Annotated in this window: 19 protein-coding genes and 2 tRNA genes; 4 read left to right on the forward strand and 17 right to left on the reverse strand. The window is 58.0% G+C overall.

Going from position 1 to position 22,339, the window contains the following annotated elements:
* Position 1 precedes the first annotated feature (1 nt).
* The 3 genes from PSH96_RS24535 (at position 2) to PSH96_RS24545 (ending at position 4,965) form a co-directional block, all read left to right on the forward strand.
* On the forward strand, positions 2–871 hold the full coding sequence (locus PSH96_RS24535; RefSeq protein ID WP_305455717.1) for an oxygenase MpaB family protein: 870 nt from the start codon (positions 2–4) through the stop codon (positions 869–871).
* Between the two features lie 56 nt (positions 872–927).
* A complete protein-coding gene (locus tag PSH96_RS24540) occupies positions 928–1,944 on the forward strand; it encodes a class I SAM-dependent rRNA methyltransferase (RefSeq protein WP_305455718.1) in 1,017 nt (338 codons plus the stop codon).
* A gap of 87 nt (positions 1,945–2,031) precedes the next feature.
* Positions 2,032–4,965, forward strand: a complete 2,934-nt coding sequence (locus PSH96_RS24545; protein WP_305455721.1) for a DUF748 domain-containing protein — start codon at positions 2,032–2,034, stop codon at positions 4,963–4,965.
* Between the two features lie 307 nt (positions 4,966–5,272).
* Here the strand turns inward: PSH96_RS24545 and PSH96_RS24550 are convergent, their stop codons facing one another.
* The 16 genes from PSH96_RS24550 to rlmE all read right to left on the reverse strand — a co-directional run bounded on the left by PSH96_RS24550 (position 5,273) and on the right by rlmE (position 21,499).
* On the reverse strand, positions 5,273–5,893 hold the full coding sequence (locus PSH96_RS24550; RefSeq protein WP_056858282.1) for a BON domain-containing protein: 621 nt from the start codon (positions 5,891–5,893) through the stop codon (positions 5,273–5,275).
* A 296-nt stretch (positions 5,894–6,189) separates the two neighbouring features.
* Positions 6,190–8,295 carry a polyribonucleotide nucleotidyltransferase gene (pnp, locus tag PSH96_RS24555; RefSeq protein WP_056858281.1) on the reverse strand — a complete coding sequence of 702 codons (2,106 nt, stop codon included), beginning with the start codon at positions 8,293–8,295 and terminating at the stop codon, positions 6,190–6,192.
* 195 nt (positions 8,296–8,490) lie between these two features.
* Positions 8,491–8,760: a 30S ribosomal protein S15 gene (rpsO, locus tag PSH96_RS24560; protein WP_003176135.1), complete on the reverse strand. Its 270-nt coding sequence runs from the start codon at positions 8,758–8,760 to the stop codon at positions 8,491–8,493.
* A 115-nt stretch (positions 8,761–8,875) separates the two neighbouring features.
* Positions 8,876–9,793: a tRNA pseudouridine(55) synthase TruB gene (gene truB / locus PSH96_RS24565; protein ID WP_017139248.1), complete on the reverse strand. Its 918-nt coding sequence runs from the start codon at positions 9,791–9,793 to the stop codon at positions 8,876–8,878.
* 3 nt (positions 9,794–9,796) lie between these two features.
* The gene (gene rbfA, locus PSH96_RS24570) at positions 9,797–10,192 is read right to left on the reverse strand and encodes a 30S ribosome-binding factor RbfA (protein ID WP_003176137.1); all 396 of its coding nucleotides are present in this window, start codon (positions 10,190–10,192) and stop codon (positions 9,797–9,799) included.
* Positions 10,193–10,351: 159 nt separating this feature from the next.
* Positions 10,352–12,877: a translation initiation factor IF-2 gene (infB, locus tag PSH96_RS24575; RefSeq protein ID WP_305455725.1), complete on the reverse strand. Its 2,526-nt coding sequence runs from the start codon at positions 12,875–12,877 to the stop codon at positions 10,352–10,354.
* A 27-nt stretch (positions 12,878–12,904) separates the two neighbouring features.
* On the reverse strand, positions 12,905–14,386 hold the full coding sequence (gene nusA / locus PSH96_RS24580; protein ID WP_043051766.1) for a transcription termination factor NusA: 1,482 nt from the start codon (positions 14,384–14,386) through the stop codon (positions 12,905–12,907).
* 47 nt (positions 14,387–14,433) lie between these two features.
* Positions 14,434–14,892 (reverse strand): ribosome maturation factor RimP, encoded by a 459-nt coding sequence (gene rimP / locus PSH96_RS24585; protein ID WP_032865935.1) that lies wholly within the window; start codon positions 14,890–14,892, stop codon positions 14,434–14,436.
* A gap of 140 nt (positions 14,893–15,032) precedes the next feature.
* Positions 15,033–15,109: transfer RNA gene (locus PSH96_RS24590), tRNA-Met, on the reverse strand.
* A 96-nt stretch (positions 15,110–15,205) separates the two neighbouring features.
* Positions 15,206–15,291, reverse strand: a tRNA-Leu gene (locus PSH96_RS24595).
* A gap of 22 nt (positions 15,292–15,313) precedes the next feature.
* A complete protein-coding gene (gene secG, locus PSH96_RS24600) occupies positions 15,314–15,697 on the reverse strand; it encodes a preprotein translocase subunit SecG (RefSeq protein WP_010206600.1) in 384 nt (127 codons plus the stop codon).
* A 4-nt stretch (positions 15,698–15,701) separates the two neighbouring features.
* On the reverse strand, positions 15,702–16,457 hold the full coding sequence (gene tpiA, locus PSH96_RS24605; RefSeq protein WP_043051841.1) for a triose-phosphate isomerase: 756 nt from the start codon (positions 16,455–16,457) through the stop codon (positions 15,702–15,704).
* Positions 16,458–16,523: 66 nt separating this feature from the next.
* Complete coding sequence (glmM, locus tag PSH96_RS24610; protein ID WP_305455727.1) at positions 16,524–17,861, reverse strand: phosphoglucosamine mutase; 1,338 nt, start codon at positions 17,859–17,861, stop codon at positions 16,524–16,526.
* A gap of 16 nt (positions 17,862–17,877) precedes the next feature.
* Positions 17,878–18,729, reverse strand: coding sequence for a dihydropteroate synthase (gene folP / locus PSH96_RS24615; protein ID WP_305455729.1), 852 nt, complete (start codon positions 18,727–18,729; stop codon positions 17,878–17,880).
* 8 nt (positions 18,730–18,737) lie between these two features.
* On the reverse strand, positions 18,738–20,648 hold the full coding sequence (ftsH, locus tag PSH96_RS24620) for an ATP-dependent zinc metalloprotease FtsH (RefSeq protein ID WP_032865933.1): 1,911 nt from the start codon (positions 20,646–20,648) through the stop codon (positions 18,738–18,740).
* Between the two features lie 200 nt (positions 20,649–20,848).
* On the reverse strand, positions 20,849–21,499 hold the full coding sequence (gene rlmE, locus PSH96_RS24625) for a 23S rRNA (uridine(2552)-2'-O)-methyltransferase RlmE (RefSeq protein ID WP_017139255.1): 651 nt from the start codon (positions 21,497–21,499) through the stop codon (positions 20,849–20,851).
* A gap of 105 nt (positions 21,500–21,604) precedes the next feature.
* Here rlmE and PSH96_RS24630 point away from each other — a divergent pair, with 105 nt between their 5' ends.
* Positions 21,605–21,913, forward strand: coding sequence for a YhbY family RNA-binding protein (locus PSH96_RS24630; protein WP_017139256.1), 309 nt, complete (start codon positions 21,605–21,607; stop codon positions 21,911–21,913).
* Positions 21,914–21,921: 8 nt separating this feature from the next.
* On the opposite strand, the gene PSH96_RS24635 is transcribed toward PSH96_RS24630, so the two are convergent.
* On the reverse strand, positions 21,922–22,326 hold the full coding sequence (locus tag PSH96_RS24635; RefSeq protein ID WP_305455732.1) for an MFS transporter: 405 nt from the start codon (positions 22,324–22,326) through the stop codon (positions 21,922–21,924).
* Positions 22,327–22,339: the final 13 nt, after the last annotated feature.

Raw genomic sequence — 22,339 nt, forward strand, 5'->3', positions numbered from 1 at the left:
CATGGAATTTATCCGCAGCCGTATCGAAACCCAGCTGATGAGCCTCACCGGCTTGTCACTGGGTCAGTTGGACCTGGAAAACCCCAAGGGCGACCCTGGGCTGTTTGGGCCGGACTCTATCAGCTGGCAGGTGCATGGCGACTTCAGCAGCATGCTGATCGGCGGCATCAGTGCGCTGATGCTGCAAGCCTTGCACCCGCTGGCCCTGGCTGGCGTGTGGGACCACTCCAACTTTCGCCAGGACATGCTCGGGCGCTTGCGCCGCACCTCGCAGTTTATTTCCGGCACCACGTTCGGCTCGCGCCAGGACGCCGAATGGCTGATTGAGAAGGTGCGCACCATCCACCTGCAAGTGGTCGGGCATGCGCCGGATGGTCGAGCCTATGCGGCCAGCGACCCGGAGCTGCTGACGTGGGTACACGTGGCGGAGGTCAGCAATTTCCTGGCGGCGCACCTGCGTTATCGCAACCCGCACCTGTCGGGGCGCGACCAGGACCGCTACTACAGTGAAATTGCCTTGGTGGCCGAGCGACTGGGCGCCCGCCACGTTCCGCGTTCGCGGCAGGAAATTTCCGAATATCTGGCGCGTATTCGTCCGCAACTGCTGTGTGACGATCGCAGCCGCGAAGTGCTGCGCCTGCTGGTCAATGCACCCGCGCCCAGCACCTTGGCCAAACCCTTTGGCAGCTTGATGATGCAGGCCGGCATCGACCTGCTGCCGGACTGGGCCAGCGCTATGCTCGGGCAACACCAAAGCTCGATGCAACGCTTGGTGATCCGCGCGGGTGTGAAGCGCAGTGCGCCCGTGCTGCGCTGGGCGATGCGCAATGGTTCGGTGCAACGCGCCCAGCGGCGGATGGGGTTGATGTAGACGACGGCCCATAGCTGTTAAACTTCGCGCCCTCTTTTACCCGCAAGGCGCGCTCCATGACTCCCTTGAATCAGGCGCTGCGCGCCGCTCTCGACCATCGCCAAGACCTGATCAGCGAGTTGCACGCCCAAGGCACCGACTGCTACCGGCTGTTCCATGGCAGCCAGGAAGGCGCCGGCGGCTTGACCATCGACCGTTACGGCCCGCAATTGCTGGTGCAAAGCTTCCACCAGTCGCTGCAAACCGAAGAACTGCTGGACCTGCATCAACAGGTCAATCAGTTCATGGGCCTGGAATTGCAGCTGGTGTACAACGACCGCTCCCGTGGCAACTCGCGCATCGACCGTGAAGACACGGTGTACCGCGCCGAGCCTGCGGCATTGGCAGATCAGGTCGGCCACGAGTGGGGTCTCAACTACCGTGTACGCGGGCGCCATGCCGGGCAAGACCCGCTGCTGTTCCTGGACCTGCGCAACACCCGTGGCTGGGTCAAGGACCACAGTGCCGGCAAAAGCGTGCTGAACCTGTTCGCCTACACCTGTGGCGTAGGCCTGAGCGCCGCGGCCGGGGGCGCAAGCGAGGTGTGCAACCTGGACTTCGCCGAAGGCAACCTGGCGGTCGGGCGCGAAAACGGCCTGCTCAACCCGCACTTGCCGACCATGGAGTTCGTGCAGTCCGACTACTTCCCGGCGATTCGCCAACTGGCCGGTTTGCCGATCACCCAGCGCCGTGGGCAGAAGCTGCCAAGTTATCCACGCCTTGAGCAGCGCCAGTTCGACCTGGTGCTGCTCGACCCACCTGCGTGGGCCAAGAGCGCTTTCGGCACCGTCGACCTGTTGCGTGACTACCAGAGCCTGCTCAAACCCGCACTGCTGACCACCGCCGACAATGGCGTGCTGATCTGCTGCAACAACCTGGCAAAAGTCAGCATGGATGACTGGCGCGAACAGGTGCTGCGTTGCGCCGAAAAAGCCGGCCGACCGGTACGCGAGTGGCAAATCATGACGCCGGGGGCTGACTTCCCTTCGCAAGATCAACAGCCACCGTTGAAGACCCTGATCCTGCAGTTGTAGTACTTTTCCCAAGGAGCCCGGTACTTCGGAACCGAAAACCCGTGCCATACTCCAAGGCACTCTCGTTCTACATAGATGGCGTCACTCATGCCCAAAGGATTGATCCGCGCCGCTGGCGCCTTGTTGACCGCCCTGGCTCTGTACAGCTTGCTGGGTTTTCTGATTCTGCCGGGCATTGCCCTACGCATTGCCAACCAACAACTGGCCAATTACGCCACGGTGCCGGCCCGCATCGAGCGTATCGAGCTCAACCCGTTCAGCCTGGAACTGACGCTGTGGGGCCTCAAACTCGGCGAGCCGGGCAAGGAACAAGTCGGTTTCGAGCGCCTGTACGCCAACTTGCAGATCGACAGCCTGTGGACGCGCGCTCTGCACCTGGCAGATGTGCAGCTGGACCAACCGAAGACCGAAGTGCTGTTCGACAAATCCGGTCAGTTGAACCTGGCGCAGCTGTTCAAACTGCCGCCGAGTGAGCCGACCCCGGCCGACCCGAATGCCAAGCCGTTCCCGCTGCGCATCGACAGCATCAAGCTGGCCGGCGGCTATGTGTACTTTCGCGACCTGCGCCCCAGCGAGCCGATCGAATTCCTCTACGACAAACTCGACTTCGAGCTGAAAAACCTCAGCACCTTGCCCGAAGACAACGCCGACATGACCCTGGTGGCCGCCGGCCCTGAGGGCGGGCAGATCGACTGGAAAGGCAATTTCAGCCTGGTGCCGATCACTTCAGAAGGCACCTTGAAAGTCACCGATGGCAAGATGAAAGCCTGGTGGCCGTACGTGCGGGATGCCCTGCCGCTGGTGCTTGAAGACGGCGTGCTGAACTTCAGCACCGACTATAAATTCAGCCTGGCCAAAGAAACCGAACTGAACCTGACCAGCACCGCCGCCAGCATCGCGCCCTTTGCGATCAAGGCGCCGGATGGCCGGCCACTGGTGCGCCTGGAGCGCCTGGACGTCAGCGACACCACGGTGGACCTGGCCAAGCAGCAAGTGGTAGTCGGCAAGATCCGCAGCAACAAACTGGAAACCTGGGCCGCCCGCGAAGCCGATGGGCAACTGGACTGGCAGAAACTGTTTGCCAGCCAACCGAGCAAACCGGCCAAGGAACTCAAGCCTGCCAGCGCGCCTGCAACCGCCGATACGCCAAACGCCCCAGCTGCCGCACCGAGCAAACCCTGGCAAGTGCTGCTCAAGGACGTGCAACTGCGCAACTATCAAGTGCACCTGGCGGACCGTGCTGCCAAACCGGAAGTTGCATTGGAGCTAGGCCCGCTGAATGTCGATATGCAGAACTTCGACAGCCTCAACCGCAGCCCCTTTACCCTGAAGGTCGACTCCGGCCTGGGCAAGCAAGGCAAGATCAGCGCAACCGGCGAGGTCAACCTCAACCCGGTCAGCGCCAGGTTGAAAGTGAGCACCCAGGACATCGACCTGCGGGTCGCGCAATCCTATATCAGCCCGTTTATCCGCCTGGAACTGCGCAGCGGTATGTTGGGCAGCAACCTTGATGTGAACCTTAAAAGCACCGAGCCATTGGCGCTGCAGGTCACCGGCCGTGCTCAGGTCGACCAGTTGCACACCCTGGACACCCTCAAGACCCGCGACTTTCTCAAGTGGCAGCGCCTGGTACTCGAAGGCGTGAACTACCAGCACGGCGACAGCCTGTCGATCGACAAGGTCAACCTGCTGCAGCCGTATGCGCGCTTTATGATCAACGATGACCGCACCACCAACATCGATGACTTGCTGATCCCGCAACCGGCCGACAATGGCGCCAAGTCGGCAGCCAAGCCGGCGGCGAGCAAAGACAAACCGTTGGGTATTCATATCGGGCAGATTGCGATCAACGATGGTTCGGCCAACTTCGCCGACTTCAGCCTCACGCCCAACTTCGCCACGGCTATCCAGCAACTCAACGGGCAGATTGGCACTATCGACAGTCGCCAGGCCAAACCGGCCAGCGTCGACATCAAGGGCAAGGTGGATCGCTACGCGCCGGTGACGATCAAGGGCAGCGTGAACCCGTTTGACCCGATGGCGGCGCTGGATATCGCCACCAGCTTCAAGCGCGTCGAACTGACCACGTTGACCCCGTATTCCGGCAAGTTCGCGGGCTTCCGCATTCGCAAGGGCCGGCTTAACCTCGATTTGCACTACGTGATCACCAAAGGCCAGTTGAAGGCTGAAAACAAAGTGGTGGTTGAGCAATTGCAGCTGGGTGAGAAGGTCGACAGTGCCGATGCCGTCGATTTGCCGATTCGCCTGGCCATTGCGCTGCTAAAGGACACTGACGGCAAGATTTCCATCGAACTGCCAGTAACCGGCGACTTGAATAACCCGCAGTTCAGCGTCATGCCGATTGTGTGGCAGACCCTGCGCAACCTGGTGGTGCGCGCAGCCACGGCGCCGTTCAAGTTTATCGGCGGGCTGGTCAGCGGTGGCGGCTCGGAAGACCTGGGTAACGTGTCGTTTGCCGCAGGCTCCAGCGAGCTGAACAAAGATGCCGAGGGTGCCCTGAACACCTTGGCCAAAGCACTGAAAGAGCGCCCTACCCTGCGCCTTGAAATCGAAGGCACGGCAGCCGCCAGCAGCGATGGCCCGTTCATCGCCGCGGATCGCCTGGAGCGTGAATACCAATACAACTACTACAAAATCCTCCAGCGTCGCGGCGACAAGGTGCCAGCTCAGGCGTCATTGCTGGTCGTGCCGGAGAAGGAAAAACCGCCATTGCTCGAAGGCATTTACCGCACCCGTCTCAAGCAACAACCACCGGCCGAATGGAAAGACCTGAGCAGCGATGATCGCACTGCGAAGCTGCGTGATGGCTTGATCAAGTTCTGGGGCGCCAGTGATGTGTTGCTGCGCCAACTGGGGCAGGACCGTGCCAGCACTATCAAGGACTACCTGGTGGACAAAGGCCAGCTGGAAGATGACCGGGTGTACTTCATTGATGCCAGCCTTGGGCAGGCGGAAAAGGATGGTCGAGTGGTAACGCCGATGCATCTGGATGCTGAGTAACATTCAGCTAAAACAGATCTAAATGTGGGAGCGGGCTTGTGTGGGAGCTGGCTTGCCTGCGATAGCATCACCCAGGTTTAACTGAACAACCGAGGTGTTTGCATCGCAGGCAAGCCAGCTCCCACAGTTGATCTTCATTTGTCCTGCGAATCTTTCCGCCCCCTGAATAGAACAGGCCCCGACACAAGTGCCGGGGCCTGTAATGACCACATCCGTGTGGTCGGTCGCATGAACTTTAGAGGTGCATCGGGTGGATATCTAACTCACCCTAAGCCGCCGCCGTCTAGCTCAGACGATTCTTTTAGCGTTACTCAGCTTTCAGGCCATCGGCCGATACAGCTTTAACGCCTTTGATTTTCTTGGTGATCGCAACTGCGGTGTCTTTCTGAGCCTGGGTAACGGCAGCAGTCGACGACAGCGACACTACACCTTTGTTGGTTTCGACTTTGATGTCGGTACCAGGAATGCCTTTTTCGGTAACCAGGTCAGCTTTTACTTTGGTGGTGATCCAAGTGTCCGAAGTGGACTCTTTGGCACCTGCTGCTGCGCCTTTGGTTTTGTCGATGTTATCTGCCTTAGTGGCACCGCCAGCCATCAGGCCGTCAGCGGAAACAGCGGTAACACCTTTGATTTTCTTGGTGATCGCTACAGCCGTGGCTTTCTGGGAGTCAGAGATAGCGACTGTGGAGGACAGGGAAACCACGCCTTTGTTGGTTTCAACCTTGATGTCCGAACCAGGAATGCCTTTCTCGGTCAGCAGGTCGGATTTAACTTTGGTGGTGATCCAAGTATCCGAAACGCTTTCCTTAGCCTTGGTGGCTTCACCAGCCGCCAACGTCATAGGGGCTTGGGAAGTCTGAGCAAAGGCTACGTTAGCACCCATGGCCAGAGTCAGAGCGGTAGCGGTAGCGAGAGCGAACTTCTTCATACGAGTAACTCCTGTTTTATGAAAAGTCTGCAGCGTGTAAACCTTGATGCTGCAGCGTTAACAGGGTTATTGCAGGCAGTGTGCCAAGTCACGGAATCAGATTAATTCCTTTATAAACAACGACTTATAAAAACAGCTAATTTTCGAAATCGTGCATCTTGCATGAAGTCGACCGTGCCTGCATGCAAGTTGCGGCTTTTAGAATTTACTAAGCAACTGATTTCCCGGTACTTTCCTACGGGCATAAAAAAAGGACTCCGAAGAGTCCTCTTTTTCAGCGTAAAGCCAGCGGGTAATTAAACGCCCGAAGCCTTGGCTGCTGCTACGTCCTTGATGGACAGCTTGATACGGCCGCGGTTGTCCACGTCCAGTACCAGCACTTCCACTTCCTGGCCTTCTTTCAGAATGTCGGTCACTTTCTCAACACGAGCGTCGCTCAGCATGGAGATGTGTACCAGACCGTCTTTGCCCGGCAGGATGTTGACGAATGCGCCGAAGTCGACGATGCGCTCAACCTTACCCACGTAGATCTTGCCGATCTCGGCTTCAGCGGTGATGCCCAGAACGCGCTGACGTGCAGCTTCAGCAGCTTCCTTGGTTTCGCCGAAGATCTTGATCGAGCCGTCGTCTTCGATGTCGATCGAAGCCTTGGTTTCTTCACAGATCGCACGGATGGTCGCGCCGCCTTTACCGATAACATCACGGATTTTGTCGGTGTCGATTTTCATCGCGATCATGGTCGGAGCATTTTCCGACAGTTCGGTGCGGGACTGACCAATGATCTGGTTCATCTGACCGAGGATGTTCAGGCGCGCTTCCAGGGCTTGGCCCAGAGCGATTTCCATGATTTCTTCGGTGATGCCCTTGATCTTGATGTCCATCTGCAGCGCGGTAACACCTTTAGCGGTACCGGCTACTTTGAAGTCCATGTCGCCCAGGTGGTCTTCGTCGCCCAGGATGTCGGTCAGGATGGCGAACTTCTCGCCTTCTTTAACCAGGCCCATGGCGATACCGGCAACCGGTGCCTTCATCGGTACACCAGCGTCCATCAGTGCCAGGGAAGCACCGCAAACGGAAGCCATGGAGCTGGAACCGTTGGACTCAGTGATTTCCGACACAACACGGATGGTGTACGGGAACACGTCGGCAGCAGGCAGCATCGCAGCGATCGAACGACGAGCCAGGCGGCCGTGACCGATTTCGCGACGACCAGCGCCACCCATGCGACCACACTCACCTACCGAGAACGGAGGGAAGTTGTAGTGCAGCATGAACGGGTCTTTTTTCTCGCCTTCCAGGGTGTCCAGCAGCTGTGCGTCACGGGCAGTACCCAGTGTTGCAACGACCAGAGCCTGGGTTTCGCCACGGGTGAACAGCGCCGAACCGTGAGTCTTCGGCAGAACGCCGACTTCGATGTTCAGTGGGCGCACGGTGCGAGTGTCGCGACCGTCGATACGTGGCTTGCCGTTAACGATGTTTTCGCGAACGGTGCGGTATTCGATTTCGCCGAAGGCAGCTTTGACTTCGCTGGAAGAAGGCTGGCCTTCTTCACCGGACAGCTTGGCTACAACCTGATCCTTCAGCTCGCCCAGGCGCGCGTAACGGTCGGCCTTGACGGTAATGGTGTAGGCGTCGGAGATGGCAGCACCGAACTCGGAGCGGATAGCGCCCAGCAGTTCAGTCGCTTCAGCTTGTGGAGCCCAGGCCCATGTCGGCTTGGCAGCTTCGGCAGCCAGTTCTTTAACGGCTTTGATCACGGACTGGAACTCGTCGTGAGCAAACAGTACAGCGCCCAGCATCTGGTCTTCGGTCAGCTCTTTGGCTTCCGATTCAACCATCAATACGGCTTCAGAGGTACCGGCAACGACCATGTCCAGGCTCGACGCTTTCTGTTGCTCGTAAGTCGGGTTCAGCAGGTAGCCGGTGCTTTCGTGGAAAGCAACGCGCGCCGCGCCAATCGGGCCATCGAAAGGAATGCCGGAGATGGCCAGGGCAGCCGAGGTACCGATCATCGCAGCGATGTCCGGATCGGTCTTCTTGCTGGTGGAAACGACGGTGCAGACAACCTGCACTTCGTTCATGAAGCCTTCTGGGAACAGCGGACGGATCGGACGGTCGATCAGTCGGGAAGTCAGGGTTTCTTTCTCGGAAGGACGGCCTTCACGCTTGAAGAAACCGCCAGGGATCTTACCGGCAGCGTAAGTCTTTTCCTGGTAGTGAACGGAAAGAGGGAAGAAGCCTTTGCTCGGGTCAGCGGTCTTGGCGCCAACAACGGTCACCAATACGGTCACGTCGTCGTCAACGGTAACCAGCACTGCGCCGGAGGCTTGACGGGCGATACGGCCTGTCTCGAGGGTAACGGTCGACTGACCGAACTGGAATTTTTTGATAACCGGGTTCACGGTGTCCTACCTTCTTTGTGGCTCTTGGGGGAACTTGTCTTCTTGCGAAATTCTTGGGCAATGCCGGGAATCGGCCCGACGCTCGTCCAGGGTAAAACGTGTATCCAGATAAAACTTGAGGCTGGGAGCCTGCCATGGGCCAGCGGGAATCCCACTGACACACGGCAGACAACCAACCTCTAGCGCAATCGCTTATTAGCGACGCAGACCCAGGCGACCGATCAGAGCCTGATAACGACCCAGATCCTTGCCTTTCAGGTAGTCCAGCAGCTTACGGCGCTGGTTTACCATGCGGATCAGACCACGACGGGAGTGGTGATCTTTACCGTTGGCCTTGAAGTGACCTTGCAGCTTGTTGATGTTGTGGGTCAGCAGTGCAACTTGCACTTCTGGCGAACCAGTGTCACCAACAGCTTGCTGATAGTCAGCAACGATTTGTGCTTTTTCTTGAACGTCGAGAGCCATGAGGCAATCCTTTTTTCAGGAAACCACCCAAAGGGCAGTTTCAACAGGCCAGGGACAAATCCCTGTATCTAAAAATGAGTGTTGACCGTGCCTGTTAACAGCCACACTCGTCCGGTCATTCTGACCGAATCAGTCGACGCGGCGCTATACGCCCGTCTTCGCTCACTTCACCGATACCGATAAAGCGACCGTTATGATCCTGTACCCGCACCATACCGAACTTCGGAGCATCCGGGGCACGTACCGGTTGGCCGTTTAGCCAGTAGAACGCGCTGTGCTCCGAGAAATGCAGCAATGGCCAATCCAGCAAACCGCTGTCCGATGGCATCAGGAAGCGATCAACCGCTTCATTGCCGCCTTCGGCATGTACCGCTTCCAACTCTTCCAGCGTGACCGTCTGGGCCAGGGTGAAAGGTCCGGCTTGAGTACGTCGCAACTCTGCAACGTATGCACCACAGCCCAGTTGCTCACCGATATCTTCCACCAGGGTACGAATATAGGTGCCTTTGCTGCAGTCCACCGACAGTCGTGCGGTGTCGCCTTCACTGGCGAGCAATTCAAGCCGCGCAATAGTAACAGAACGCGGTTCACGCTCCACTACTTCGCCCGCACGTGCCAGCTTGTAAAGAGGCTGGCCATCACGCTTGAGCGCCGAGTACATCGGCGGTATCTGACTGATTTGCCCACGAAAAGCGGGTAAAACGGCCTCGATATCAGCACGACCAACGGTCACGTCGCGAACCTGCAGAACATCACCTTCGGCATCGGCCGTGGTAGTGGTCTTGCCCAGTTGCATGAGGGTTTCATAACCCTTGTCGGAATCGAGCAGGTATTGCGAGAACTTGGTGGCCTCGCCAAAGCACAACGGCAGTACGCCGGTGGCCAATGGGTCGAGGCTGCCGGTGTGCCCGGCCTTCTCGGCATTGAGCAGCCAGCGAACCTTCTGCAGCGCGGCATTGGAGGTAAAGCCAATGGGCTTGTCGAGCAGAATGATGCCGCTGACGTTGCGACGGATACGTTTGACCTGAGCCACCGCTTACTCCTTGGCGTCTTCAGGTGTGGACGGGTGCTGGCTGTCTTCAGCCACTGCGCGCTCGATCAATGCCGACAGGTGCGCACCACGCACGACGCTTTCGTCGTAGTGGAAGTGCAACTGGGGAACACTGCGCAGCTTCATTTCACGGGCCAACTGCATGCGCAGGAAGCCAGCAGCCGAATTGAGCACCTTGATGCTTTGCGCGATTTCTTCGCTGTTGTCCTGCCCCATCACGGTGATGAAGATCTTGGCGTGACCCACGTCACGGCTCACTTCAACGGCGGTGATGGTGACCAGGCCAACGCGCGGGTCTTTGACTTCACGACGGATCAGTTGGGCCAGCTCACGCTGCATCTGATCGCCGATACGTTGGGTACGGCTGTATTCTTTTGCCATGTCTTGTTACCTGTTACTGCCACACGGTGAAACCCGTGGGGTCTGAAAGCGGCAAACGCCCGGCCTGACAAAAGCCAGACCGGGCGTTGCGTTTAGAGTCCGTACGCTGCGCGGGGCATTTGCATGCCCACACGCGACGTGGCTCCGGAAGTGCGCGAGTTAGAGGCTGCGAGCAACCTGGACCTTCTCGTAGACTTCGATCTTGTCGCCAGCCTTGACGTCGTTGTAGCTCTTGACGCCGATACCGCATTCCATGCCGGCACGTACTTCGGAAGCGTCATCCTTGAAGCGGCGCAGGGATTCCAGCTCGCCTTCGAAGATAACGATGTCTTCACGCAGTACACGGATCGGACGGTTACGGTACACAGTACCTTCGATAACCATGCAACCGGCGATCGCACCGAATTTCGGCGAGCGGAACACGTCACGCACCTCGGCAACACCCAGGATGTTCTCCCGGACATCGCTGCCAAGCATGCCGGTAAGGGCTTTCTTGACGTCTTCGATGATGTCGTAGATGACGTTGTAGTAACGCATGTCCAGGCCTTCCTGCTCGACGATCTTGCGAGCGCCAGCATCGGCACGCACGTTGAAGCCGAACAGTACAGCGTTGGAAGCCAGTGCCAGGTTGGCGTCGGATTCGGTGATACCACCGACACCGCCACCGACAACGCGCACTTGCACTTCGTCGTTACCCAGGCCATTCAAGGCGCCGTTCAACGCTTCGAGGGAACCACGAACGTCAGATTTGAGGACGATGTTAAGCGTCTTCTTCTCTTCCTGGCCCATGTTCTCGAAGATGTTTTCCAGCTTGCCGGCGTGAGCACGGGCCAGCTTGACTTCGCGGAACTTGCCTTGACGGAACAGAGCCACTTCACGGGCTTTCTTCTCGTCGGCCACTACGCTCATCTCGTCGCCAGCGTCCGGGGTACCGTCCAGGCCGAGGATCTCGACCGGGATAGCCGGGCCGGCTTCCTTGATTGGCTTGCCGTTCTCGTCGAGCATGGCACGTACACGGCCGTAGTTCGAACCGACCAGCACCATGTCGCCTTGGCGCAGGGTACCGTCTTGAACCAGAACGGTCGCAACCGGGCCACGGCCCTTGTCGAGGCGCGATTCAACCACAACACCACGGCCAGGAGCCGATGGGGTAGCGGTCAACTCGAGTACTTCGGCTTGCAACAGAACGGCTTCGAGCAGTTCGTCAACGCCAGTACCCATTTTCGCGGATACCGACACGAATGGCGTCTCGCCACCCCACTCTTCAGAAGTCACGCCGTGAACCGACAGTTCGCTACGGATGCGATCGAGATCGGCGCCCGGCTTGTCGATTTTGTTCACTGCAACCACCAGCGGTACGCCAGCCGCTTTCGCGTGCTGAACAGCTTCGATGGTTTGCGGCATCACGCCGTCGTCAGCTGCAACGACCAGGATCACGATGTCGGTGGCCTTGGCACCACGGGCACGCATTGCGGTAAACGCAGCGTGACCAGGGGTGTCGAGGAAAGTCACCATGCCACGCTCGGTTTCAACGTGGTACGCGCCGATGTGCTGGGTAATGCCGCCGGCTTCGCCTGCAGCAACCTTGGCACGACGGATGTAGTCGAGCAGGGAAGTTTTACCGTGGTCAACGTGGCCCATTACGGTCACAACCGGTGCACGGGAAACAGCCTCACCTTCAAACTTCAGGGACTCGGCCAGGGAATCTTCCAGGGCGGTGTCGCTGACCAGGGTCACTTTGTGGCCCAGCTCTTCAGCAACCAACTGGGCAGTTTCCTGGTCCAGTACCTGGTTGATGGTGGCTGGAGTGCCCAGCTTGAACATGAACTTGATGATTTCAGCTGCCTTGACCGACATCTGCTGGGCGAGATCGCCAACAGTGATGGTCTCGCCGATCTTCACTTCACGCACGACAGGGCCGGTTGGGCTCTGGAAACCGTGGGCGTTGCGTTTTTTCAGCTTGGCCTTGCCGCGACCACCACGACGGAAGCCATCGCTTTCTTCGTCGGTAGTACGTGGGGCAACGCGTGGTGCAGGCGCTTTCTCTTTGACCGAGGCGCGATGCGGAGCGTTTTTACGCTCGCCGTCGCCACCACCACCGCGACGATTGTTATCGTCGGCACGTGGCTTGTCCGGACGACGAGGTTCGTCGCGCTTGCGAGCGTCAGCTGCAGGAGCAGGTGCGGCGGCAACCGGAGCGGCCTCACGCACAGCTTCAACAGGCGCACTAGGCGCGGCGACTGCTTCAGTAGTAGCAGTTTGCGCAGCTGCAGGCTGGCGACGCGCTTCTTCTTCGGCGCGACGCTTGGCTTCTTCTTCAGCCTTCTGACGAGCAGCATTTTCTACTGCGCGACGCTCTTCCAGCTCGCGTTTGCGCTCGGCTTCGATTTCTTCCGGGCTGCGCTGTACGAAGACTTTCTTCTTGCGTACTTCAACGCTGATGCTCTTGCTACCAGCAACACGCAGGGTGCTGGTGGTTTTGCGCTGCAATGTAATCTTGCGCGGTTCTTCCACTTTCGCCTTGTGGCTGCTCTTCAAGTGAGTCAGCAAAGACTGCTTCTCACTATCGCTCACACCTTCGTCGGCGGCGGTGTGCGGCAGACCTGCCTCACGCATCTGCTGCAACAGGCGCTCTACCGGTGTTTTGACCTCATCGGCCAGTTGTTTCACCGTGACTTGCGTCATGCACTTCTCTCCTCAGGCCGCGCCTAGTTACTCGAACCAATGGGCTCGGGCGGCCATGATCAACTTGCCGGCACGATCATCGTCAATGCCGTCGATGTCGAGCAGATCGTCAATAGACTGCTCGGCCAGGTCTTCGCGGGTAATTACGCCGCGCACCGCCAGTTCCATCGCCAAATCCTTGTCCATACCCTCAAGCGAGAGCAGGTCTTCGGCCGGATGGGCGTCTGCCAGCTTTTCCTCAGTAGCGATGGCTTTAGTCAACAAGCGATCCTTGGCCCGAGCGCGAAGCTCGTTGACGGTGTCTTCGTCAAAGCCGTCGATGTTGAGCATTTCTTCCAACGGTACGTAGGCAATCTCTTCCAGGCTGGTGAAGCCTTCATCAACCAGTACCTGTGCCAGGTCTTCATCGACTTCCAACTCTTCGATGAAGTTGCGCAGGATGTCACCGGTTTCAGCTTGCTGCTTAGCCTGGATGTCCGATTCGGTCATCACGTTCAGGGTCCAGCCGGTCAGTTGGCTGGCCAGACGCACGTTCTGACCACCACGACCAATGGCCTGAGCCAGATTGTCTGCGCCAACGGCGATGTCCATTGCATGGGCATCTTCGTCAACGATAATTGCCGCCACTTCAGCCGGCGACATGGCGTTGATCACGAACTGCGCCGGGTTATCGTCCCACAGGACGATGTCCACACGCTCACCGCCCAACTCGCCCGACACTGCCTGGACGCGCGAACCGCGCATACCAATGCAAGCACCTTGCGGGTCGATGCGCTTGTCCTTGGAGCGGACCGCGATCTTGGCGCGCGAACCCGGATCGCGGGACGCAGCCATGACTTCGATCAGACCTTCGGCAATTTCCGGCACTTCGATGCGGAACAGCTCGATCAGCATTTCCGGCGCGGTACGCGACAGGATCAACTGAGGGCCGCGGTTCTCGGTGCGGATTTCCTTGAGCAGCGCACGCAGACGCACGCCGACACGGAAGGTTTCGCGAGAGATGATGTCTTCGCGGGCCAGCAACGCTTCGGCGTTGTTGCCCAGGTCGACGATCACGTTGTCGCGGGTCACTTTTTTCACGGTGCCGGAGATGATCTCACCCAGGCGTTCGCGATAAGCGTCAACGACTTGAGCGCGCTCAGCTTCGCGAACCTTCTGCACGATGACCTGCTTGGCGGTCTGTGCAGCAATACGGCCGAACTCGATCGACTCGATCTTTTCTTCGACGACATCACCGACCTGGGCGCCCGGATGCGTTTGCGCAACCTTGCTCGGCCAGGTTTCGATGGCCGGATCATCAAGATCGGCTTCTTCGACGACCGTCCAGCGACGGAAAGTCTCATAGGCACCGGTGTGGCGGTTGATTTCCACACGCAGATCAACTTCGTCTTCAAAACGCTTTTTGGTAGCAGTGGCCAGGGCCAGCTCCAGCGCTTCAAAAATCACGTTTGCCGGTACGCCCTTTTCATTGGATACCGACTCAACAACCAGCAGTACTTCTTTGCTCATCGTACGCCTCGCCTTTCGCAAGCCATTGGATCCGCGGGATCCGCGTCTCAGTCAAAACTGGGAATAATGTTGGCCTTGTCGATCATATCGATCGGCAACAGGAATTCATGGTCTTCTACCTGCACCACGACATCCTGTTCTTCTACACCGCGCAGAAGGCCCTGAAAGTTGCGTCGCCCTTCAAAGGGAGAGCGCAGCTTGATCTTCACTTGTTCACCGGCAAATTTTGCAAACTGATCAATAGTGAACAGTGGGCGTTCCATGCCTGGCGAGGAAACTTCGAGGGTGTATTCAACGGCGATTGGATCTTCAACATCCAGGACACCGCTGATCTGACGGCTGACAATGGCACAATCGTCCACCAGCACGCCGCCCTCTTTATCGATATAAACGCGCAACATTGAGTGGCGACCTTGAGCCGAAAACTCAATACCCCAGCATTCATAGCCTAGGGCCACGACCACCGGGGCCAGCAAGGCCTGCAACTCTTCTAGCTTGCTCGACACCTGAACCCCCTCGTGCATGTATGTGCATGCTGTGCAAAATAAAAAAATGGGCGAAACGCCCATCCTTGAAACGCCGTCGAACAGCGGCGTTGAAAGTGTCCAGCTAACAAAAAGCCCCTTAAAAGGGGCTCCGCTAAAACTGGTTGCGGGGGCCGGATTTGAACCGACGACCTTCGGGTTATGAGCCCGACGAGCTACCAGACTGCTCCACCCCGCGACAAAGCTGGGGCGGAAGTATACGACCGATCCCTTACAGGGTCAATGTAACCTTCCACCTACAAGAAAGCCCGCAACAGCGGGCTCTCCTGATAATTGGTACCGAGAAGGGGACTCGAACCCCTACACCCTATGGGCACAACCACCTCAAGGTTGCGTGTCTACCAATTCCACCACCTCGGCAATACAGCGTTTACAACCCTTCTTACTTTTGCTCTTGAGCTGGAGGTACGTCAGTCGCTGGAGTAGCCGACTTTTGCTCTTGAAGCACCGGGACATCATCAGAAGCCGGTTTTGCTTTTGGTACTTCCAACACTGCTGGGTTTGGGAGACCTACTTGAGTCAGCACATGAGCTTTCTCTTTAGCAAAGTAACCTAACCCCAAGCTGGTTATGAAGAAACCGGCGGCAAGTATAGCAGTAAACTTACTAAGAAAGGTAGAGGAACCTTGGCTTCCGAACACAGTATTTGAAGCACCTGCACCGAAAGACGCACCAGCATCCGCACCTTTACCCTGTTGCAACAAAACCAAGGCAACTACGCCCAGGGCAGCCAACAGATGAAAAACGACTACGACTGTTTCCAGCATTTTTTCAGTTTCCCGCGGCGCGACAAATCGCACCGAACTCATCTGCATTCAGGGAAGCTCCACCAATGAGCCCCCCATCGATATCCGGCATGCCGAACAGTTCGACCGCATTGGCCGCCTTCACGCTGCCGCCGTATAGAAGCCGCACACCTTGTGCGACTTCAGAATTCTCTGCCGCTAACTGCGCGCGAATGGCTGCATGCACATCCTGCGCCTGTTGCGGCGTTGCAGTCAGCCCGGTGCCGATGGCCCAGACCGGCTCGTAAGCGATTACTGCTTTTGCAAACGCACCAACACCCAGCTCCTCGATGATGCTGCCCAGCTGACGCGAGACAACTTCAAGAGTCTTGCCCGATTCACGCTGCTCCAGGGTCTCCCCTATGCACAACACTGGAATCAAGCCACAAGCCTGTGCCGCTGCGAACTTGCGATTGAGTGTCCCATCACGCTCGCCCATCATCTGACGGCGCTCGGAGTGCCCGACAAGCACATAGGAACAACCCGCATCAACCAGCTGACTCGGTGAAATCTCACCGGTCAACGCACCTTGCATGGGTTCCACCGCAGAGTTCTGCGCGCCGACCTGAATCGACTTACCTTTCAAGCCATCAACCACTTGGTTGATATGCAAGCAAGGCGGGAAAACCGCAACATCAACACCGCCAGGCAAGGCCAAGTGACGAAGGCCATTGATCAGCTCAGCGACACTGGCGCGGGTACCGTGCATCTTCCAGTTACCAGCTACCATAGTGCGACGCATGCTGTACCTCGTCGGTCAAAGTGGGCGCAGATGTTACCCAACCACATCATCACTGGCAAGCCGAATTCAGGCGCAAATTTCAGTTACCAGTTTTGCCAGGTCTTCGGCGTGGCCGCGAACCTGCGTTTCGTCCTCGCCTTCGACCATGACACGCACCAACGGCTCTGTGCCGGACTTGCGCAACAACACGCGGCCACGCCCCGCCATTGCGAGGGTCACACGCTCACAGGCGTCTTTGACAGCAGGGTGCTCGATAGGGTTTTCGCCACCGGCAAAGCGCACATTCAGCAGAACCTGCGGGCATTTGCGCAGCGCTTGGCGCGCTTGAGCCAGACTCTCTTTGCGACGACGCAACGACAGCAGTACCTGCAGCGCAGCAATAATGGCATCGCCCGTGGTGGTGTGCTGGAAGCAAACCACATGCCCCGAGTTCTCTCCGCCCACCAGCCAGTTACGCTCCAGCAGCTCGGCGATGACATAGCGGTCACCGACGTTGGCGCGTACAAACGGAACCCCCAGCTCGGCCAAGGCCAACTCAAGCCCGAGGTTGCTCATCAGCGTGCCAACCACACCGCCTTGCAGCTTGTCACGCTCATGCAGGTCGCGGGCAATGATGAACAACAGCTCATCGCCATCCACCACTGCGCCGGTGTGATCCACCATCAATACGCGGTCACCGTCGCCATCGAAGGCAATACCGAGGTCAGCGTGCTCAGCCAGAACAGCAGCCTGCAGCTGCTCCATATGCGTGGAGCCGCAGTTATCGTTGATGTTCAAACCATTTGGCTGGGCCGACAGCACCATCACATCGGCGCCCAGCTCCTTGAATACGCTGGGAGCCACTTTGTAGGTTGCACCGTGAGCACAGTCGACAACAATTTTGAGGCCGGCAAAATTGGTGCTGGTCGGCACACTGCTCTTGCAGAACTCGATGTAACGGCCCGAGGCGTCATTGATACGCGAGACCTTGCCCAGCTTGCTGGACTCAACCACGGTCATCGGCGCATCCAGCAACTCTTCGATCATCAGTTCGATCTCGTCCGGCAGCTTGGTGCCCTGGCCCGAGAAGAACTTGATGCCGTTGTCATCATGGGGATTGTGCGAGGCACTGATCACGATACCGGCTTCAGCGTGGAAGGTACGCGTCAGGTAAGCGATTGCCGGTGTCGGCATGGGCCCCAGCAGCATGACATCGGCACCTGCGGCAGACAGCCCCGCCTCCAGCGCAGATTCGAACATGTAACCCGAGATGCGGGTGTCTTTGCCCACCAGGATGCGGCAAGCGCCCATGCTGCGGAACGCCATACCGGCCGCCCAACCCAGCTTGAGCATGAAATCAGGAGTAATCGGGAATTCGCCGACCCGGCCACGAATACCGTCGGTGCCAAAATATTTTTTAGTCATAAGTGCTCCATCATTCTTATTCGGCTGATTCTACCGCGGCCAGCATGCGCACCACATCAACCGTCTCGGCGACGTCATGCACCCGCAAAATACGCGCGCCCTTGGTCACGGCAAGTGCCGCCAACGCCAGGCCACCGTACAACCGCTCACCCACCGGGCGATTCAGGGCCAGCCCTATCATGCTCTTGCGCGACACGCCGACCAACAGGGGTCGACCAAGTGCGTGCAAGGCCTCCATATGCTTGAACAGGCTCAAGTTGTGTTGCAAGGTCTTGGCGAAGCCAAACCCGGGATCCAGGATAATCTTTTCGGCGGCGATACCCACCTTGGTGCACTCAGCCATTCTTTGCGCAAGAAACCCACTCACCTCACCCACGAGATCATTGTAATGCGGGTTGTCCTGCATATTGCCGGGCTCGCCCAGCATATGCATAAGGCACACCGGCAGCCCGGTAGCCGCCGCCGCATCCAGGGCGCCATCACGCTGAAGGGAGCGCACATCATTGATCAGCCCCGCACCGAGGCGCGCCGTCTCGCGCATTACGGCGGGAGTCGAGGTGTCCACCGAAATGATCACGTCCAGCTCACGGGCAATTCGCTCGACAATTGGCGCAACCCGCTCAAGCTCCTCCAAGGGGGAAACCACGCGAGCGCCCGGCCGAGTTGACTCACCACCGACATCAATCAATGTCGCGCCGGCCGCCACCATCGCTTCGGCATGACGCAACGCGGCATCCTGCTGGCTGAAGCGGCCGCCGTCAGAAAAAGAATCGGGGGTTACATTAAGAATGCCCATGACATGCGTATGGGCCAAATCAAGAACCCGGTTGCCGCAAGGCAACCGGGTGGAGGACAGCACAGAAGTCATTTCAAACCTTAGTGGTCAGCTGCGGGGCCGCCGATCGGGGCTTCAGGGCGCTCGTTCTGCACCACAGGCGGGGTGCCCGAAGTGCCCGAACCACCTTCCCAATCACGAGGCTCACGCGGTGCGCGACCCGCCATGATGTCGTCGATCTGATCGGCATCAATGGTTTCGTACTTCATCAACGCATCAGCCATTGCATCCAGCTTGTCGCGGTTATCCGTCAGGATCTGCTTGGCCGTGCCGTAGCACTGGTCAATGATGCTGCGCACCTCGGAGTCGATCAGCTTGGCCGTCTCACCCGAGAAGCTGGCAGCTTGACCGCCACCACCACGACCCAGGAACACTTCGCCTTCTTCCTCGGCATACATCAAAGGACCGAGTTTTTCCGACAAGCCCCACTTGGTCACCATGTTCCGTGCGATCTGGCTGGCACGCATGATGTCGTTGGAAGCACCGGTGGTCACACCATCGAAGCCAAGCGTCATCTCTTCAGCAATCCGGCCGCCATACAGAGAACAGATCTGGCTGATCAGCGCCCGCTTGGAGAGGCTGTAACGATCCTCTTCCGGCAGGAACATGGTCACACCCAGCGCACGCCCACGAGGAATGATCGACACTTTGTAGACCGGGTCATGCTCAGGCACAACGCGACCAACAATGGCGTGACCGGCTTCGTGATAAGCGGTGTTTTGCTTCTCTTTCTCGGACATGACCATGGATTTGCGCTCGGCGCCCATCATGATCTTGTCTTTGGCCAGTTCGAACTCTTTCATTTCAACAATGCGCTTGCCGGTACGGGCAGCGAACAACGAAGCCTCGTTGACCAGGTTGGCCAGGTCGGCACCGGAGAAGCCTGGCGTACCACGGGCAATCACGGCCGGAGCCACGTCGTCGCCCATTGGCACTTTGCGCATGTGTACTTTCAGGATCTGTTCGCGACCGCGAATATCCGGCAGACCGACCACGACCTGACGGTCGAAACGGCCTGGACGCAGCAACGCTGGGTCGAGTACGTCCGGACGGTTAGTCGCGGCGATGACGATGATGCCGTCATTCATTTCGAAGCCGTCCATCTCAACCAGCAATTGGTTGAGGGTCTGCTCGCGCTCATCATGACCGCCACCCATGCCGGCGCCACGATGACGACCCACAGCATCGATTTCGTCGATGAAGATGATGCACGGTGCGTGCTTCTTGGCCTGCTCGAACATATCGCGAACACGGCTGGCACCGACACCGACGAACATTTCGACGAAGTCAGAACCGGAAATGGTGAAGAACGGCACCTTGGCTTCACCGGCAATTGCCTTGGCCAGCAGGGTTTTACCGGTACCCGGAGGACCGACCATCAGCACGCCGCGAGGAATGCGGCCGCCCAGGCGCTGGAACTTGCCCGGATCACGCAGGAACTCAACCAGTTCGCCGACTTCTTCCTTGGCTTCATCACAACCTGCGACGTCAGCCAGGGTGGTTTTCACCTGATCTTCGGAAAGCAGACGCGCCTTGCTCTTGCCGAAACTCATCGGCCCGCCCTTGCCTCCCGCACCACCTTGCATCTGGCGCATGAAGAACATGAACACGGCGATAATCACCAGGATCGGGAAGCTCGCTACCAACAGCTGAGTCCAGATGCTCTGCTGCTCAGGCTGTTTGCCTTCAACCACTACGTGGTTATCCACCAAGTCGCCGATCAGACCGTTGTCCTGGATTGCCGGACGAATGGTCTTGAAGCTGTCGCCATCGTTGCGCTTGCCGGTGATCACGTAGCCATCAACCGCTACGCGCTCGACCTTGCCATCCTTAACTTGCTGGATGAAGTCGGAATAGTTGAGGGTCTGCGGCTCGTTAGGGCTGGAGAAGTTGTTCATCACCGTCACCAGGACAGCCGCGATGATCAACCACAGGATCAGATTCTTTGCCATATCGTTCAATTAACTACCCTCTGAAGCAAGCTCCGCTAGTGGCGCGCGCTTCGCATGATATTCACCGGCCTAACTTACTACATTACCTACAACTCTGGCAGGCGCCGTCTGTAACCCTTTGTGAAACTTTGACTACACAATATTCGTAAAGCTTCGTGACGAAAGCGATATAAAAAAACCTATCGCCCTCCTCGAATTCCTCAAAAACGCTCTTCGCTCTCAGCCCCTTCAACACCACGGAAGCCGCGGCACAGCAGGTATTGCTCGCGTGACCGGTCTCGCGAAGAGTCAGGTTTGCGCGTCTGTACCTTGTCGAACAGCTTGCGGATGTTCTTGTGGTACTCGTCAAAACCTTCGCCCTGGAAGACTTTCACCAGGAAATCACCGCCCGGACGCAAAACCCGACCCGCCAGATCCAGTGCCAACTCGCACAGGAACATGGCTCGCGGCATATCAACGGCCGGTAATCCACTCATATTGGGGGCCATGTCGGAAATCACAAGGTCTACCTGCGAATTTCCCACAGCCTCGAGGATCTCGGCCAACACCGTGTCCTGGGTGAAGTCGCCGTGTACAAAGGTCACATCCGGGATGCTGTCCATCTCAAGGATGTCGGATGCGATCAATCGACCTTGCCCACCAATCAGACGACTGGTCACTTGGGACCAGCCACCAGGGGCTGCGCCAAGGTCAATAACGCTCATGCCTGGACGAATCAATTTGTCCTTGTCCTGGATCTCCAGCAGCTTGTAGCTGGCCCGGGAACGGTAGCCGTCCTTTTGCGCCTTTTTGACGTAAGGATCGTTGAAATGTTCTTGTAGCCACTTAAGGCTGGTTTTGGAACGGGCCACGGGCCACCTCGAAAATAAAACGGGTCGTGATTAACTGGGCGGTCCCGGACTCGCTCGGGTAAACTGGCCGCCGCTTTTTACAAGATCAGACGCAGGGGTCAGATTATGCCGCTCACTCAAGAGCAGAAGAAACAGTACAAATCCATTGGCCACCATCTGAAACCAGTTCTGATTGTGGCAGACAACGGTTTGACTGAAGGTGTGTTAGCCGAACTGGAACGCGCATTGGGCGATCACGAACTGATCAAGATCAAGGTCAACATCCTTGACCGCGAAGCGCGTTTGGCCGCCATTGCAGAACTGTGCAAGGTCGGCAAAGCGGACCTGGTACAGGTCATCGGCAAGATGGCACTGCTGTATCGCAAGAACTTCAGCGTCAACAAGCAGCTGTCGAACGTACACCGCTTCAAGTAATACAAGGGTCACGGGCGTGCTTCGCGCGCCCTGCCGCTCCATCCCGGTGCCGGCTGTATAACCAGCACCAGGCCGGAGAACCCTAGCACAAGATAGCTGAATAGCTGCCAGCGCAACGCTTCCGGCAGCCACACATGCACCACGCAGAACATTGCGCACGCATACAGCGCCATCAACAGCAGTTGGCCGCGAATATCCCGCCACAAACTCCCCAAACCCTCGGCCTTGACCAGCACCAATGCCTGGAGCGTCACGCACGCCGCTGCAAAACCCACCAGCAGCGCACTCAGCATTCCGTTGAGCTCATCAATCAGCAGCGGCGCCAGGCCAATCAGGCCCAACACCGGCAGCACACCGATGTGCAACAACCACAGGCCGCCCACCCACAGCATCTGGGCAAGCTGCCAAAGCATGGCGCCCGCACGA

Origin of the sequence: Pseudomonas sp. FP2338, assembly GCF_030687515.1 — a bacterium.
GTDB lineage: Bacteria > Pseudomonadota > Gammaproteobacteria > Pseudomonadales > Pseudomonadaceae > Aquipseudomonas > Aquipseudomonas salomonii.